At 58.4% G+C, this 15,200-nt stretch carries 17 protein-coding genes; 8 read left to right on the top strand and 9 right to left on the bottom strand.

Annotation, left to right across the window (positions count from 1 at the left end; all coding sequences use genetic code 11):
* The 7 genes from trbJ to ABIE49_RS11825 all read left to right on the top strand — a co-directional run bounded on the left by trbJ (position 1) and on the right by ABIE49_RS11825 (position 5,590).
* Positions 1 to 732, top strand: coding sequence for a P-type conjugative transfer protein TrbJ (trbJ, locus tag ABIE49_RS11855; RefSeq protein ID WP_192740177.1), 732 nt, complete (start codon positions 1 to 3; stop codon positions 730 to 732).
* Entirely contained in the window at positions 732 to 1,103 is a 372-nt protein-coding gene (gene trbK-alt / locus ABIE49_RS11850; RefSeq protein WP_192740176.1) for a putative entry exclusion protein TrbK-alt, read from the top strand. Before trbJ ends, trbK-alt begins: the two co-directional genes overlap by 1 nt.
* A complete protein-coding gene (trbL, locus tag ABIE49_RS11845; protein ID WP_192740175.1) occupies positions 1,100 to 2,329 on the top strand; it encodes a P-type conjugative transfer protein TrbL in 1,230 nt (409 codons plus the stop codon). The genes trbK-alt and trbL overlap by 4 nt, the downstream gene beginning before the upstream one ends.
* A gap of 100 nt (positions 2,330 to 2,429) precedes the next feature.
* Positions 2,430 to 3,113, top strand: a complete 684-nt coding sequence (trbF, locus tag ABIE49_RS11840; RefSeq protein WP_192740174.1) for a conjugal transfer protein TrbF — start codon at positions 2,430 to 2,432, stop codon at positions 3,111 to 3,113.
* The gene (trbG, locus tag ABIE49_RS11835) at positions 3,110 to 4,144 is read left to right on the top strand and encodes a P-type conjugative transfer protein TrbG (RefSeq protein WP_192740173.1); all 1,035 of its coding nucleotides are present in this window, start codon (positions 3,110 to 3,112) and stop codon (positions 4,142 to 4,144) included. The genes trbF and trbG overlap by 4 nt, the downstream gene beginning before the upstream one ends.
* Positions 4,141 to 5,346 (top strand): TraB/TrbI/VirB10 family type IV secretion system protein, encoded by a 1,206-nt coding sequence (locus ABIE49_RS11830; RefSeq protein ID WP_192740172.1) that lies wholly within the window; start codon positions 4,141 to 4,143, stop codon positions 5,344 to 5,346. Before trbG ends, ABIE49_RS11830 begins: the two co-directional genes overlap by 4 nt.
* A gap of 1 nt (position 5,347) precedes the next feature.
* Positions 5,348 to 5,590 carry a DUF2274 domain-containing protein gene (locus tag ABIE49_RS11825; protein WP_192740171.1) on the top strand — a complete coding sequence of 81 codons (243 nt, stop codon included), beginning with the start codon at positions 5,348 to 5,350 and terminating at the stop codon, positions 5,588 to 5,590.
* Here ABIE49_RS11825 and ABIE49_RS11820 read toward each other — a convergent pair.
* From ABIE49_RS11820 to ABIE49_RS11780, 9 genes are all read right to left on the bottom strand, one after another.
* On the bottom strand, positions 5,563 to 6,486 hold the full coding sequence (locus tag ABIE49_RS11820) for a LysR family transcriptional regulator (RefSeq protein ID WP_192740170.1): 924 nt from the start codon (positions 6,484 to 6,486) through the stop codon (positions 5,563 to 5,565). The two genes, ABIE49_RS11825 and ABIE49_RS11820, sit on opposite strands and share 28 nt — an antisense overlap.
* Positions 6,487 to 6,754: 268 nt before the next feature.
* Positions 6,755 to 7,942 carry an ABC transporter substrate-binding protein gene (locus ABIE49_RS11815; protein ID WP_354066765.1) on the bottom strand — a complete coding sequence of 396 codons (1,188 nt, stop codon included), beginning with the start codon at positions 7,940 to 7,942 and terminating at the stop codon, positions 6,755 to 6,757.
* A gap of 202 nt (positions 7,943 to 8,144) precedes the next feature.
* Positions 8,145 to 9,056, bottom strand: a complete 912-nt coding sequence (locus tag ABIE49_RS11810) for an NAD(P)-dependent oxidoreductase (RefSeq protein WP_192740169.1) — start codon at positions 9,054 to 9,056, stop codon at positions 8,145 to 8,147.
* A gap of 101 nt (positions 9,057 to 9,157) precedes the next feature.
* Positions 9,158 to 9,571 carry a (R)-mandelonitrile lyase gene (locus tag ABIE49_RS11805; protein ID WP_192740168.1) on the bottom strand — a complete coding sequence of 138 codons (414 nt, stop codon included), beginning with the start codon at positions 9,569 to 9,571 and terminating at the stop codon, positions 9,158 to 9,160.
* Between the two features lie 587 nt (positions 9,572 to 10,158).
* Positions 10,159 to 10,440 carry a hypothetical protein gene (locus ABIE49_RS11800; RefSeq protein WP_192740167.1) on the bottom strand — a complete coding sequence of 94 codons (282 nt, stop codon included), beginning with the start codon at positions 10,438 to 10,440 and terminating at the stop codon, positions 10,159 to 10,161.
* Positions 10,441 to 10,571: 131 nt separating this feature from the next.
* A complete protein-coding gene (locus tag ABIE49_RS11795; RefSeq protein WP_192740166.1) occupies positions 10,572 to 11,261 on the bottom strand; it encodes a type 1 glutamine amidotransferase domain-containing protein in 690 nt (229 codons plus the stop codon).
* A 130-nt stretch (positions 11,262 to 11,391) separates the two neighbouring features.
* Positions 11,392 to 12,156 (bottom strand): alpha/beta fold hydrolase, encoded by a 765-nt coding sequence (locus ABIE49_RS11790; protein WP_192740165.1) that lies wholly within the window; start codon positions 12,154 to 12,156, stop codon positions 11,392 to 11,394.
* A gap of 293 nt (positions 12,157 to 12,449) precedes the next feature.
* A complete protein-coding gene (locus tag ABIE49_RS11785) occupies positions 12,450 to 13,130 on the bottom strand; it encodes a tripartite tricarboxylate transporter substrate-binding protein (protein WP_354066764.1) in 681 nt (226 codons plus the stop codon).
* A gap of 57 nt (positions 13,131 to 13,187) precedes the next feature.
* A complete protein-coding gene (locus ABIE49_RS11780) occupies positions 13,188 to 14,060 on the bottom strand; it encodes a LysR family transcriptional regulator (RefSeq protein WP_192740163.1) in 873 nt (290 codons plus the stop codon).
* A gap of 159 nt (positions 14,061 to 14,219) precedes the next feature.
* Between ABIE49_RS11780 and ABIE49_RS11775 the strand changes: the two genes are divergently transcribed.
* Entirely contained in the window at positions 14,220 to 15,188 is a 969-nt protein-coding gene (locus ABIE49_RS11775) for a Bug family tripartite tricarboxylate transporter substrate binding protein (protein WP_192740162.1), read from the top strand.
* The last annotated feature ends 12 nt before the right edge of the window (positions 15,189 to 15,200 follow it).

The following is a 15,200-nucleotide window of genomic DNA, read 5'->3' as shown; positions in this document are numbered from 1 at the left end:
ATGAGGCGTCTTGGCCTATTGGCTGCCGTTGGCACCGTCGCGCTGGCGCTTGGCCTCACGGTACCGGCACGAGCGCAGTTGGTCGTCTTTGATCCCAACAATTACGCCCAGAATGTTCTGACCGCGGCGCGGGCGCTGCAGCAGATCAACAACCAGATCACCTCGCTGCAGAACCAAGCGCAGATGCTGATCAATCAGGCAAAGAATCTGGCAAACTTGCCGTACTCGTCGCTGCAGCAACTGCAATCATCGATCCAGCGGACCCAGCAATTGCTGGCCCAGGCCCAGCGCATTGCCTACGACGTCCAGCAGATCGATCGCGCGTTCTCGACCAGCTATGCGCCGGTCACCGGCAGCCAGTCCAGCCAGGCGTTGATCACCAACGCTCAATCGCGGTGGCAGAACTCTGTTGCTGCATTGCAGGACTCTCTTCGCGTCCAGGCCGGTGTGGTCGGCAACCTCGACACCAATCGCATCCAGACGTCGGCGCTCGTAACTTCGAGCCAGGGTGCCAGTGGCGCCCTACAGGCAACCCAGGCCGGCAATCAGATCCTGGCGCTCCAGGCGCAACAACTCGCCGATCTCACAGCCGCCGTGGCGGCGCAGGGCAGGGCGCAGAGCCTGGAAGCAGCTCAGCGCGCCTCGGCCCAGGATCAGGGGCGAGAACAGCTGAGGCGGTTCCTGACTCCCGGACAGGGATATCAGTCCCAAGACGTGCGGATGTTCCACTGATGACCGATGTAAGAGTGTTCAAGGCGTTGTCGCTACTTACGACAATCGGCGTATTCGCCGTCGCTGCCTGCACGATTCAACTTCGTGGCGGGGAGGAATCTCCGCCGCCGCTCAAGGCAGAGCAGACGACAGCCGCAACGAGCTCAGACCTCGCACGCTGCCGCAGCGTCACTTCGGAGGACACGGCAGGCTATCAACATTGCAAGCGGGTTTGGGACGAAAACCGCCGTCGCTTCTTCGGCAAGAAAGATGGTCCGGAGGCTCTTGGCCACGGTGATTCCGCCGCAGGTTTGGCGCCCGCCCCAAAGGATCAGAGCCGGATCCCGCGAGGATATCCGCACGTAGCGATACCTGAGGCGAGCAAGCCATGACCGGCACCGGAATCATCGACCAGTTCCTGGAAACGTTCACGCGTTATATCGACAACGGCTTCGGGCTGCTGGGTAGCGATGTCGGATATCTCGCAACGACCCTTGCCGCGATAGACATCACGCTCGCCGCGTTGTTCTGGAGTTGGGGGCCGGACGAGGACATCATCGCGCGCCTCGTCAAGAAGACATTGTTCGTGAGCGTCTTTGCCTACCTCATCGGCAACTGGAACAGCCTGGCGCGCATCGTCTTCGAGAGCTTTGCCGGTCTTGGCCTGAAAGCTTCCGGCGCAAGCCTCTCCGCATCGGATTTCCTGCGACCGGGAAAAATCGCCCAAGTTGGGCTCGATGCTGGTCGACCGCTGCTCGATTCGATCTCGAACCTGATGGGCTACATCAGTTTCTTCGAGAATTTCGTCCAGATCGTCGTTCTCCTGTTCGCGTGGGTCGTGGTGCTGCTCGCCTTCTTCATTCTGGCGATCCAGCTCTTCGTCACCCTGATCGAGTTCAAGCTCACGACGCTGGCCGGCTTCGTCCTCATTCCTTTTGGCTTGTTTGGCAAGACTGCGTTTGCGGCAGAGCGGGTCTTGGGCAACGTCATATCGTCCGGGATCAAGGTCCTGGTTCTAGCCGTCATTGTCGGCATTGGATCGACCCTGTTCTCTCAGTTCACCTCTGGCTTTGCTGGCGGCCAGCCGACGATCGAAGACGCTATGACGCTGGTGCTCGCGGCGCTCTCCTTGCTGGGCCTCGGTATCTTCGGTCCGGGTATTGCAAACGGCCTGGTTTCCGGCGGTCCGCAGCTTGGCGCTGGCGCCGCGATTGGAACGGGCCTCGCCGCTGGCGGCGTTGTTGCTGCCGGCGCAGGTCTTGCTGCAGGTGGTGCGGGTCTTGCTGGCGGCGCAATTGCAAGCGGCACGCGCGCTGGCGGTGCCGTCTTGAGCGGCGCATCGGCCGCCTATCGGAGCGGCGGCCTTGCCGGCGTTGTGGAAGCTGGTGGCTCGGCTGCCGTGAGCCCGTTGCGCCGCGTCGGGGCTGCCCTCGGCGGAGGTGGGCAAGCGGGCGAGCACGCCGCGAGCACTTCGGCCGAAGGGCAGCCCGATTGGGCGCGGCGCATGAAGCGTGCCGAGACCATTCGGCATGGCGCGTCGGCAGCCGGACAGGCGGTCCGCTCAGGCGATCACGGCGGCAGCGGCTCTTCCGTCGATTTGTCGGAAGGAGAGCGCTGACGCGCGGCCAATGCGCGTTCGTCACACGTCACGGACCGCACCGGAAATCCGGATACCGCACGACTTGAAACCGGTCACTTCATCTCAGGGGCAATTATAGATGTTCAAACGACCTTCCGTTCATTACGGGCGCATGCCCGAGCCGATTACGCCTTACCAAAAGGCGGCGCAGGTTTGGGACGAACGCATTGGCTCGGCGCGCGTGCAAGCCAAGAATTGGCGCCTGATGGCGTTCGGCTGCCTCATGCTGTCCGCCGGCCTCGCTGGGGGCCTTGTCTGGCATTCGAGCCAGGGATCGATCACGCCATGGGTGGTCGAAGTCGATCATCTCGGCCAGGCCCAAAGGGTTGCGCCGGCCAACTTCGACTATCAACCCACTGACGCTCAGATCGCCTACCATCTGGCGCGTTTTATCGAGGACGTCAGGGGCCTGCCGGCCGACGGCATCGTTTTGCGCCAAAACTGGCTCCGGGCCTATGATTTTACGACTGATCGCGGAGCGGCCGCACTCAATGACTACGCGCGCAACAATGACCCCTTTGCCAAGTTGGGCAAGGCGCAAATCTCCGTCGACGTCTCGAGCGTCATACGCGCGTCTTCAGAGAGTTTCCGGATCGCGTGGACCCAGCGCACCTACGACAACGGCTCGTTGAGTACGACCGAGCGTTGGACTGCCATTCTCACGATCGTGACCGAGACGCCGCGCGATGCCGAACGCCTGCGCAAGAATCCGCTTGGCGTCTACGTCCGCGCCATCAACTGGTCGAAGGAGTTGAGTCAGTGACCAAGACGCAGTCTGACGTTCATTTGAAGCGCCCCAATCCGAACGCCAAGCTCAATTCGACTTGGTGCGAGTTCGTGACCGCCAAGCGAGCGTTTCTGTCCGCTCTCCTGCTTTGTTCGTCGGTGCTCGGCGGGTGCGCGACCTACATACCGCCGGAGATCAGTTACGACGCAGAAGTCCCTCCGCCGTCGGCGCCGCCACCCCCTCTGGATGATAGGACGCGGCCGCCTCACGTTCCGCCGCTTTGGAAACCGGCTCTCGGAGGTAAGTCGGGAGAAAAGGAAGACGCTGAGCCCGTGAGCCGGGTCGAGACGGCAAACAGCGCGGCGCGTGTCGAACCGCGCAAGCGGGGATATTTCAACGCGGCGCAAATCTACGCTTACAGCCCGGGCGCGCTGTACCAGATATACGCCGCTCCCGGACAGATCACGGATATCGCGCTCGAGGAGGGCGAGCAGTTGACGGGATCAGGGCCCATCGCGGCCGGAGATACCGTACGCTGGGTCGTGGGCGATACCGAGAGCGGGAGCGGCGACACGCGGCGCGTCCATATCCTGGTCAAGCCGACCCGCGCATCGATCGAGACCAACCTGGTCGTCAATACCGACCGGCGCACCTACCTGATCGAGCTCCGCTCCCGCGAGCGGCCATACATGCCATCCGTTGCCTGGTACTATCCGGAAACAGTGAAGGAGCGATCGCGTTCAGTCGCTTTGAGGCCCGTTCTTCCGGAGCCAGCGCAGCGCATCTTCCGCTACGCGATTGAAGGGGACAAGCCAGCCTGGCGGCCGGTAGCCGCGTATGACGATGGCCGCAAGGTCTATGTCGAATTCCCTAAAGGTATCGTGCAAGGCGAGATGCCACCGCTCTTCGTCATCGGCCCGGACGGCAAGACCGAACTCGTCAACTATCGCGCATACGGCAATGTGTTGATCGTGGATCGGCTGTTTGCAGCCGCAGAACTACGACTCGGGGGTGAGCGCCAGCAAAAGGTCAGAATTGTCAGGACTGACGGGAGGCCGTCGTCATGAATGCCCAGAATGGGAGCGATCACGAGCAGGCGAGTCCAGCGCAAGCATCGGACAAGAAGTCCGGGAGCTTCCGATTAAGAGCGGAGCGCCCGCGTGTGACACGGTTGTCGCGGAAGGCTCTGGCGGTAGGGAGCGCGGTTGCCTTGCTTTTCATCGGCGGAACTGTGTTGTGGTCGCTGCACAACAATCGCTCCTTGAACCAGGCGGCCGATGAACTGTACAGTACCGACCATCATAACGTCGCCGATGGCATTACGGCGCTACCGAAAGACTACACTACTATTCCACAACTTGGACCGCCGCTCCCTGGAGACCTTGGTCGGCCGATCCTAGCCACACAGGCCCAGCCACCGACGATCGGCGCTACGGCTGTGGATCCGGAACAGCAGCGCCGGGACCAGGAAACCGAAGCAGCCCGAGTAAGCCATTTGTTCGCTTCGACGAATGGGAGAGAAAAGCGTCCGCCCGCTGCCGCGGCTCAGGGGAGCGACCGCAATGCTCCATCGATCTCGACTACCAATAGCGACGAAGGATCCGCGCAGAATGGTCAGGACAGGAAACTCGCCTTCGTCAATGCATCCGTGGATCGCCGTACAGTAAGCCCCGACCGCGTCGCCAAGCCGGCTTCACCGTATATCGTGCAGGCTGGAACTGTCATTCCGGGAGCCCTGATCACCGGGATCCGATCGGACCTTCCCGGCCAGATCACTGCACAGGTCACAGAGAGCGTCTTCGATTCTCCGACCGGGCGCCTTCTGCTCATCCCGCAGGGGGCGCGCTTGATCGGCGTTTACGACAGCCAGGTCACGTTCGGCCAGTCTCGCGTCCTTCTGGTTTGGACTCGCCTTATCATGCCGAACGGTCGTTCGATTGTTCTTGAGCGGCAACCGGGTGCAGACGCGGCAGGATATGCCGGCCTCGAAGACGAAGTCGACAACCATTGGGGCGAATTGCTCAAAGCCGCTGCCCTTTCGACGCTGCTTGCTGTCGGCACCGAACTCGGCGCGGGCTCCGACACCAACAGCAACGATAGTGCCATCATCCAGGCTTTGCGGCACGGGGCAGGGGACTCACTGAATCAAACTGGCCAGCAGGTTGTCCGCCGTAGCCTGAATATTCAGCCGACTCTGACCATCCGTCCAGGGTTGCCCGTGCGAGTGATTGTCAATCGCGATATCGTTCTCGAGCCATACAGAGGGTGATATGACCAAACTTAAGATTGGGGAGCTTCCAGACGAAAGACCGGTCAAGGTCAGCGCTGAACTGCCAGCTTCGGTGCACCGAGACCTGCTGGCCTACGCGAAAGCCCTCGCAAGTGAATCCGGCCAACCCATCGTCGAACCGGGTAAGCTTATCGCACCCATGCTCGCGCGATTCATGGCTACGGATCGTGGCTTTGCGAAGCTCCGGCGCGCGGTTCATTCGCCTGAGGTCAGTAGAGGGTAGCGTTCAGCCAAGAGTTTGAGAAAACCACCCAAGGCAGGATTGTCGTTATCGGCTCGCCAGTGTGCCGAAAAGTCCACGTGCGTCGGACCGGTCCCATCGCGCAATTCGCGGTAGACCAAGCCGGCGAAGCTTGCGCCAACATCTGATTCCAGGACTAAGCTGATCCCAAGATTCATGCTGATGAGGCTCTTGATAATACCTCGGCTGACGTCATGGCGCTCGATCTTTGGGCGATCTTCAGGGGAAACAAGCTTTGAGATCAAGAGATCCTCGAGTTCACTTCCGTGATCGTGCTGGCTCAATAGAATGGTCTCGTTCCGTAGGTCCGTCCAATGGATCACGCTGCGCGCGGCCAATGGATGATTTTCCGCCAGGGAAACCAGGATGCGCTCACTCCAGAGGGCGCGAACGTTATTGTCGGGCAGCGGCACCTCCCCAGTCACGAGTAGAATGTTGACCGTACCGTTCCGTAGTGCAGTTGCCAGGCCTGCTCGCGACCGCTCGACGGTGGCGAGTTCTATTCGAGGAAACCGATTCTTGTATTCGATCAGTGTCGCTCGCAGATTACCCGCGGAAATGGAGGTACAAAAGCCGATCGAAAGGCGGCCAGCTTCCCCACGTCCATTCGATTTTGCTGTTGCGACCAGCACATCAACTTGTTCCAGAATTAATCTGGCCATCCAGAGAACGCTTAGCCCCGCGGGCGTTGGCTTTACACCTCCGCCCGAGCGCTCGAATACGGCAACGCCGATCAGATGCTCAAGCTGACGGATGGACCGGCTCAGGATCGAATGTCGAACGGACAGTAACTCGGCAGCTTGCCGAATACTCCCACAATCGGCGGCTGCGACCGCAAACCGGAGCTGCTGCAGGTCAACGGCGTGCGCCCAGGACATGCTTGGTCATCCACCATCTCGTTCTCACAAAGCGGCCGAAGCAGGCAGATGCATTGCACCGCGCTGGGGGCAGCGATGTCGTGAGAGAACCAACAGAACTGGTAGCCTTGGGTTAGCATCAGGTGATCGCGAGAACGACCGGCGCCCAAGGACGGGAGCGGTGAACCCCTCATCGCTACGAATCCCGGCCAGTATCTGAGTGAATATCTCGAGGTAACCCGTAACGGCCGAAGTATTTGCAAGATTGCACATGCGTCGTCTTCAACCCTCACTCGGACAGAAGCACCCAACGCTTTCCTTCGAATCGCATCAGTCTCACCTTTTTTATTAGGCGATAGTCAGTTCTACTCGTTTCAAGAGAGATGCCCGGCAACAATAGGGGAACGCGGAAGTTAATGTTCGTAGCGATCGACATGATGTTCTTCCGAGAGAGATCGCTTCCTGCCCGTTCCAGAATCTTCACCATTGCGGCGCCCTGCGCGTAGGAATTCACATTGAGCAAGTCGTTCACGTCACCTTGGGGATTGTACTTGGCCATCCAGGCGCGCCACGCCTTCATTTCCGGGTCGTCAGACCACTCTGGATCATTTGGGTCTTTAAGGAATGCGGATGAAATTATGCCCTGCGCTCGCTCAAGCCCCGCCGGTTCGATAGTGCCAGCGATACTACTTGTGACCGACGCGACGAAAGTGGCCGGTTTCCAACCGAGGTCGTAAATGCCGCGCAGAATCTGTGCACCAAATTTCGGCGTTGAGTGAAAGAAGAACACGGTAGCGCCCGACGCTTTAAGGCGCGCGAGTTGCGACGTAACCGTAGGATCTGAGGTTTCGTAGGTCGCTTCTTCTGCAAGAAGAGAGATCTTATCGGAAAGTCCCGCTTTGAAACCCTCGGCGTAATCCTTGCCTGAATCATCCCTGGCATAGAGGATAGCAATCCGTTCGCCCGGCTTCTCCTGCAAAACACGCTTTGCATATGCCGATGCTTCATCGAAGTAATTCGGTTGCCACGTCATCGTAAGAGGGTAGTTCTTTGGATCAGTAAGAATTGTCGCACCTGCGGTGAGCAGAAGACTTGGAACGCCCTTGCTGTTCAAGTATTTCCGGACTGCGAGATTTGTCGGAGTACCAGTACTACCGAAGATCAGTGCGACCTCTTCTTGTTCGACGAGACGGCGGGTTTGCTCGACTGTCTTTGGCGGACTATAAGCATCATCAAATGATACGAGCGTAATTTTTCGTCCGTTGATCCCGCCGCCGTCGTTTATCATTGCAAAGTACGCTGCGTGCGCCTTTCCAATGACACCGTAAGATGATGCTGGGCCAGAATACGGCAACGTCTGGCCGAGTTTGATTTCGGTCGGTGTGATGCCAATGGCCTCATCGGCGGCAAACAACGAAGTGTTTGAGCCCGCAGCGATCAATATAGAAGCCACGGCCTCGCGTCGCGTCATCTTCATCGTTGTTCCCTCCCGGTGAGTTTGTTGTGATTTTGCCTGCAAGCCTTAGCGGAACCGTTGTCGCTCTGAACTACAGCGCAAATCCGCTTTGTTCACCTGTGCGACCGCCTTGGTAGGTGATAGAGAAAGCGACGGAGCCACTCTGGCTCCGATCGAGAGGAAATGTGCTGTGACCAACAGCCCATACAGTCTAGGGGCGGCATCATTGGCCTATATCAGGCGTCTTGATCCGCGCCTCAACACCGGTGAAACCTTCGTAGACCTTCAGTACGGCTGAACAGTCGAGAGCGCCGTAGCCAAGGTTGCGTGCAATCTTGAGAATAGACAACGCAGGGCTACTCATGATCGAAGGAATCTCCAACTCGGCTTCCAGCGCAACTGCCAGGGCGAAGTCCTTGTGTGCTAGCTCAAGCGCAAACTGGGGGCTGAAGTCGTTGTTCATTGGCTTTCCTGCGATTAGGCGAAAGCCAGCACTAAAACCGGATCCATTCCTGACAACGTCTGCGAATTTCTCCAGATCGAGTCCAGCCTTTGCCGCCATCGCCATTCCCTCGGCCGCCGCCGCCAAATTACAAAGAACGAGCATATTGTTGATTAGTTTTACGGTCGACGCGGCGCCGGTCGGTCCAACAAATACAGGCTTCGTCGAAATGTGACCGTATAGGTTCGCGCTACGCTGGAAGACCGCTTCATCGCCGCCGACCATGATCGTAAGCGTTCCGTCCTTCGCCTTCGCAACGCCGCCAGTCACGGGCGATTCCAGATAAGCGACACCGGATTGCGATAGGCGCCGCTCGACGCGTTTGGCAACGGACGGGGAATTGGTGCTCAGATCGATTACGACGGCGTCGCGATTGGCACCGCTTATGAAGCCGTTCTCTGCGGTCAAGACGCTTTCGACCAATCCCGGCGTGGGAAGGGAAACGTAAATGACATCGCATTCCTTCGCCAACGAAGCGGCGTCGGTGGCCGCTCGCGCGCCGGCCTTCACGCAGGACGCCATAGCCTCCTGCCGAGTATCGAACACGACGACTTCCCGACCAGCCTTGGCTAAGACGTTCAGAGCCATAGGCCCGCCCATGTTACCCAGGCCGATGAATCCAATGCTTTTCATGGTGTGTCTCTAAAGAGTATGTGAATGGTAACAGCCGCCGCCCAAATCGACACGCTGCCGCTGGTATGGCGAACACGACGCGCTACGTTGGTTGTTTCCGATTATTCCGCGTTGAGCTGTGCGGCCGCATATTGGTCGTCGGTGACGTGCTCGAGCCATGAGGCGTACGAACCGTCCGATCGCTCGTGAATCGCGATGTGCGTCATCGACGTTCGAGCCGTGGCACCGTGCCAGTGCGTTTCTCCGGGAGCGATCCATACGGAGTCTCCTGCTCGAATAAGGTTGGCGGGCTCTCCGTGGATCTGCACGAGTCCTGTGCCCGAAGTGACGTAGAGCGTCTGACCATAGGGGTGGTGATGCCAAGCAGTCCGGGCGCCGGGCAAGAAGCTGACCCGAGCGGCTGCCACACGTGCTGGGTCGGGCGCAGTGTTGATAGGCTCGGAATGCACGATGCCGGTGAACGTCTTCTCCGAAGCTCGATTGGCAGGAATATTATCGCAGCGTGTGATTTTCATATGGTCTCTCATTTCTGGTTGAGGTCATCGGCAGTAAATCAACCCGCCTCGTCAACCTTTTCGGGTGACGACGTGGCAGTGCGTGTCGATGCGACAGGCGTATTCACATCGAGCGGAGCCGACCAATACGTTTTAGTCGGAACGGCGATATCGATTTGATATGAGCCCGCATGCGACAGCGCGCATTTGCCACCAGGAGCGTCAACTTCCAAGCGTCAATCGTCTCTTGTGTCGGAGTGGCACAGTCAGCAAAGCCGACAGGACTATGACATCCGTATACTCAATCTAAGGAGTCGCGAATTGTCGGCACAAAAGGCATGAGCGTTATGGATGCCGCTCTATTGCCTGGCCAAGTACATCCAGCGCAGACCGCGTTCCCCGGCGTAGCGTCGCCGGAACATCGTTTCCGCATCAGGCGACTGCCTGCAGAAACCGACAATCACATCGCCGTCAGGATCTTCAGCGCCGCAGTCAATCGAACGCGATCCCAGTTTCGAAGGCCACCACCAATGTCGCGATCACGCGCCGGATCATCAGTCTGCACTAGTGTAACAAACCGCCTCGCGGGAACCGCGAGGCGACAAGTGTCAGGTTGTTTGACGGCTCAGAGATAAGGCGTCCGCCATGCGACCGAGCAACGCAGCGCGTTCGCCCGCCGGACCACGCTTTGAAGGCGGTGTGCGCCGCGTCGATGGCTGGCGTGTCTCAGTGGCGCCCACCCACGGGATGTCGCCGATCCGAGTCGCGGTGGCCGGATCATCCACACCGATGATGCGACCGTCATCGGCAGCGACCCATGCGCCGCCGATATAATTGGATTGCTTGAGCCAGCCAGCAGCTTTGATCTGCTCGAGCGAGTAGATCGTCATGATGTGCTTTCGAGGGATAGAGGATTTCGATTATCGTTCGCGCCCCTCCAGGTGAGATTGGCGCGCGGTTTCGTTCTAGAATTCAGAGTGGTGTTCCGGGAGGAAGGCGATGCCCTCCCGGAATCGTCGCGTCAGGCAGCCTTGCTGGCGAGTTTGTCGATCAGCGCCTTTGCCGCCGGGCCGGACGATGCCGGGTTTTGACCGGTGATCAGAAGGCCATCTGTTACGACAAAGGCGCCCCAATCCGGCCCCTTGGAATAGTTACCGCCTTTGGCCTTGAGTTCGTCCTCAACCAAGAACGGCACAACGTTTGTCAGACCGACGGCTTCTTCTTCGGTGTTGGTAAAACCCGTCACCTTTTTACCATCGACCAGCGGCTTGCCGTTTGGCGTTGTCACGTGGCGCAGAACGCCGGGCGCGTGGCAGACGAGTGCGACGGGCTTATCAGCCGCGATAAATGACTGAATCAGCGCGATCGAATTCTTGTCTTCGGCGAGATCCCACAGTGGACCGTGTCCGCCCGGATAGAACACGGTGTCGAAATCCACCTGCTTGACGCCGTCGAGACGCACCGTGGCGGCGAGTTGGGCAGTTGCTTTGGCGTCCGCCTCAAAGCGACGCGTGAGGTCGGTCTGATTGGCGGGCTCGTTGCTCTTGGGATCGAGCGGCGGCTGGCCGCCTTTGGGGGACGCGAGCACGATGTCTGCACCGGCATCCTGGAACGCGTAGTAAGGCGCCGCAAGCTCTTCGAGCCAGAAGCCGGTCTTGCGGCCAGTATTGCCGAGTTGGTCGTGCGAGGTGAGGATTATAAGAATCTTCATAGGGCTAGTCCTTGCTTGGAAAGGGCCGAATGGTCCGGGAAATGCCCTGCCCGGGAGTAGAGCATCTGAGTAGACTGGTCGTTTTATAAATTGCCGGATCAGAGCGCCTAAGCGGCCAATCCTTCAAGATTTATCTGGCGGCTTTGATGATGAGGTCCGCGACAACCTTCGGGTAAGTGAGCATGGCGACGTGGCTGGAAGGGACTTCCACCGTGACGGCGTTCATGCGCTTGGCCTCGTCTCGTTCGAGTTGGGGCGAAATGATCGTGTCATTGCCTGCCACGACGAAGAACGACGGCGTCTTGGTCCAGGCCGGGTGACTGACGGGTTGGCCCAATGCCGCGCCGTTCAAAGGCCCCTGGGTAGCGGCGACGAGTTGCTGTTCAGGCCGCGGGAGGCCCGCGGCGAAATGCTTGAAGATGCCTTCGTCGCTGATCTTCACATGGCCCGCGTCCTCCTTCACGAAGAAGGCCCGGCCCGGGATCTGCGGATAGCTTTTGACGGTATCGAGGACGGACTGTCCCTCTTTCGGAGCATAGGCCGCAACATAGACTAGCGAACGATCCTTCTCGTTCACGCCGGCTTCGGTGATCACGGCGCCGCCCCAGGAGTGACCGACTAGCACGACCGGCCCCTCTTCATTCGCGATAGCACGGTTTGTCGCGGCGACATCGCTCGCCAGTGAATCGAGCGGGTTCTGCACCGCGACGACCTTTAACCCAGCCTTTTCGAGCAACGGGATCACCTTATTCCACGACGATCCGTCCGCGAAGGCACCGTGAACCAGCACCACGGTCCTGGCAGGAACCGAACCAGCCGGAGGCGCGGCGGCCGCAGACCCGAGCTGAAGCGATGATGCAAGGAGGGATGCGAGAAGCTCGTGTCGTAGTTTCATTGAAAAATCCTATGGAGTGGTGATTGAAGAAAGTTGAGCAGACCGGCCGTCTACAAAGACTACGATGCGATGTGTGAGTCCCTTCTTGTGATTTTGTTTCAGTTTGCGAGATCGAAGCCGAGCGCGGCGTCATTCTCGCACCAGAGCTGATGTGCCTACCCCGGCCCGAAGCTCTGGAAGGCGTTTTGGCACGTCGCGACGTGAGCGGAAATCGTTGCTCGATTCACCCTCGCACACGCGCATTTGCCGCGCAGTCCTCTTTTGCCGTGCGACGGCTTGCGGCGATGCCGCGGTCAATTGATCGACAAGTTGATTTCCTTAGCCAGCGCGCCGAACCGATCGAGCTCCGACTGAATGAATGTCTGATAGGCCTCGGGCGTGCCCCCACTGGGCGTTGCGCCGTTGACGAGGACCTGCTTGCGGATGTCCTCGAGCGCTAGGATTTCATTAATCTCCCTGTTTAGCTCCTCGACAATTGCGGGCGGCGTCTTGGCCGGCGCGGAAAGCCCATACCAAGCGGTCACGTCGAACCCCGGCAATCCTTGTTCCGCCAACGTCGGGATATCAGCAGCCGCTGGCGAGCGGTCGATGCTGGTCACGCCGATTGCCCGAAGGCGGCCGTCCGCAATTAAGGGGAGGGTGGAGGCAAGGCCGTTAATCATCAGCGGCACCCTGCCAGCGATCACGTCCTGCACCGCCTGCGATCCGCCGCGGTAAGGGACGTGCTGCATTTCGATCTTCGCCGCGCGCTTGAACATCTCGCCGGACAGATGCGTCGATTGGGCAATGCCGGTCGATGCGTAACTCAAGGTCTCTTTGTTGTTGCGTGACGCTGTAGCAGACGTACGAACGTCTAGCCCTGCCGGCCAATATTTTTTGGTCAAAGTTAGTATATCGCTTTGATATGAATATACGCGCGCTACTACTCTCGCGATAAAGCGATTGGAATGCCAGAGTTCACCGGCAACTATCACCCGAAACACTTCGGACTTGCGGCCGCGTATCGACAAACGCTAGCAGAGCGTCCAATGCTATTTGGTCGCAATCGCCAAAAAATGCTTACCTGCGGCTGTCAACTTTTCCTTGTTCCAAATTAGATGAAATTCCGCCAGGGTTTGGATCCCCGTAAGCTGCCGATACAAAACTCCGGGAACTGCCATGCAGCGCAATGATGAAGGCACGATGGCTATTCCAATGCCGGAACTTACAAGCCCGATAGACGCTTCCAATTGAGAAACCTCCTGGACGACAGTAGGTCGATACCCGGCCCGCGCGAAAACGTTTGAAAGCTGCTGATATGTTCCGGTGCCAGATCGCGGTGGAAGCATGATCAACGGCTGCCCTTTCAGGTCGTCGATGTGCAAGCGGGTCTTTTTGCTTAATGGATGGCCCTTGGGGATAGCGCAGATAAATGGTTCTGTGGCAATAACATTCTGACCGAGAGTTAGGGTCTCGTCCGCCGAACGAGCGAAGCCAAAATCGAGATCGTCCGTACTGAGTTGTTGAAATTGCTCATTGGTGGCCATTTGCCGAAGATTGATTACGATATTCGGAAATTCCTCCCGGAACGCGCGCAGGATTCGTGGCAACAAAAAGTAGGTCGCTGACGATACGTAGCCGATACGCAGTCGACCAACTAGTCCGTGCTGGGCCAAGGCGGCGATCGCAATCCCGTCTTCCAAGCTTTTGACAGCTTCTCTCGCGTACACACAAAAATGCTCGCCGGCCTCTGTTAATGAAACGCCCCCCGCTGACCTCACGTAGAGTTGAAAGCCCAACTCCTTTTCCAACCGCTTCATCGCGAGGGTAAGTGGAGCTTGCTCAATGTGAACCCGAGCGGCCGCTCGGGTTACATTTCGCTCATCCGCAATGGCTAAAAGATACTGTAGCGCGCGTATGTTCATATCGTTGCTGTCCCAGCGAGAAGCGTGAGTCTATTTCAGTTTTTGCGGCCGCGGTCGAATATATCAATACGATATGAATGATGGGATAAAAACATATTGGCGGAAATGATCTTCTCTAAATAGCGTCCCTCCAAGCCCGCGCTTTAGACGGAGACAAGAATGAAAATTATTTCGTGGGTTAAGGCATTGGCGCTCAGCGTAGTGCTGGCCGGAACGGCGCATGCCGCCGGTCCATATCCCTCCAGGCCAGTCCTTGTTGTAGTTGGGTACAGTCCCGGTGGAGCCACCGATTCGTACGCTCGCGTCTATGCTCAAAAGCTCGGCGAAAAACTCGGACAACCGTTCATCGTCGAAAACAGGCCAGGGGCCGGCGGAAACATAGCAGCCACCGCGATCGCGCAGGCTTCCGGCGACGGCTACACCATCCTAATGGCTGCGAACTATCTTGCGATTAATGCGGCTCTTAACCTGAACAAGTACGACTTCGAGAAAGATCTGACGCCGATCGCGCTTATTGCATCCAACCCCAATCTGCTTGTCGTCCCAGAAAGCTCACCCATCAAATCAGTTTCGGATCTGATTGCCGCGGCCAAGCAGAAAGACTCGCACCTGACCTTCGGCTCCCCAGGAACCGGTGGATCGGTCCACATGGCAGGCGAACTGTTCAAGGCAACTGCGGGGGTGGATCTGACCCATGTTCCATACAGGGGCATCTCACCGGCGGAAGTCGACCTAATGGCCGGCAGGATCGACTTGATGTTCGGAAATATTTCTACGGCTCTACCGTTGGTAGAAAGCAAACGATTACGAGCCATTGCAGTGACAGGGAAGCGCCGTGTGGCTGCGTTGCCAAACATTCCGACGCTGGATGAATCCGGCCTCAAGGGGTTTGACGTTGAGGCGACGTTTCTACTGGTGGCGCCGGCGACCACACCCCCCGAAATCGTTACTCGGTTGAGCGCAACAGTCGAAGAGATAACAAAAGATGCCAGTGTGCAGAAGTTCATCGCCGCCCTTTATGCCGACCCGCGGTATGGCGGGAGCGATGAAGCAAAAGCGTACTTACGATCTGAATTCAAGAAGTGGCAATCCGTTGTCCAAACAACTGGGCTAAAGGTCGAAAACTAACGCGTATTCTCT

Source organism: Bradyrhizobium sp. OAE829 (assembly GCF_040546575.1).
Classification (GTDB): domain Bacteria; phylum Pseudomonadota; class Alphaproteobacteria; order Rhizobiales; family Xanthobacteraceae; genus Bradyrhizobium.
Note: the sequence above shows the minus strand (reverse complement) of the source record. Positions and strands in the feature narration are given on the sequence as shown.

Coding starts and splice junctions, on each gene's coding strand:
- ABIE49_RS11820 (WP_192740170.1), bottom strand. CDS start 6,486: ATGTCCTGGGCGCACGCCGTTGACCTGCAGCAGCTCCGGTTTGCGGTC.
- ABIE49_RS11805 (WP_192740168.1), bottom strand. CDS start 9,571: ATGAAAATCACACGCTGCGATAATATTCCTGCCAATCGAGCTTCGGAG.
- ABIE49_RS11795 (WP_192740166.1), bottom strand. CDS start 11,261: ATGAAGATTCTTATAATCCTCACCTCGCACGACCAACTCGGCAATACT.
- ABIE49_RS11780 (WP_192740163.1), bottom strand. CDS start 14,060: ATGAACATACGCGCGCTACAGTATCTTTTAGCCATTGCGGATGAGCGA.
- trbL (WP_192740175.1), top strand. CDS start 1,100: ATGACCGGCACCGGAATCATCGACCAGTTCCTGGAAACGTTCACGCGT.
- ABIE49_RS11830 (WP_192740172.1), top strand. CDS start 4,141: ATGAATGCCCAGAATGGGAGCGATCACGAGCAGGCGAGTCCAGCGCAA.
- ABIE49_RS11815 (WP_354066765.1), bottom strand. CDS start 7,942: ATGAAGATGACGCGACGCGAGGCCGTGGCTTCTATATTGATCGCTGCG.
- ABIE49_RS11790 (WP_192740165.1), bottom strand. CDS start 12,156: ATGAAACTACGACACGAGCTTCTCGCATCCCTCCTTGCATCATCGCTT.
- trbJ (WP_192740177.1), top strand. CDS start 1: ATGAGGCGTCTTGGCCTATTGGCTGCCGTTGGCACCGTCGCGCTGGCG.
- trbF (WP_192740174.1), top strand. CDS start 2,430: ATGTTCAAACGACCTTCCGTTCATTACGGGCGCATGCCCGAGCCGATT.
- ABIE49_RS11825 (WP_192740171.1), top strand. CDS start 5,348: ATGACCAAACTTAAGATTGGGGAGCTTCCAGACGAAAGACCGGTCAAG.
- ABIE49_RS11810 (WP_192740169.1), bottom strand. CDS start 9,056: ATGAAAAGCATTGGATTCATCGGCCTGGGTAACATGGGCGGGCCTATG.
- ABIE49_RS11800 (WP_192740167.1), bottom strand. CDS start 10,440: ATGACGATCTACTCGCTCGAGCAGATCAAAGCTGCTGGCTGGCTCAAG.
- ABIE49_RS11775 (WP_192740162.1), top strand. CDS start 14,220: ATGAAAATTATTTCGTGGGTTAAGGCATTGGCGCTCAGCGTAGTGCTG.
- trbK-alt (WP_192740176.1), top strand. CDS start 732: ATGACCGATGTAAGAGTGTTCAAGGCGTTGTCGCTACTTACGACAATC.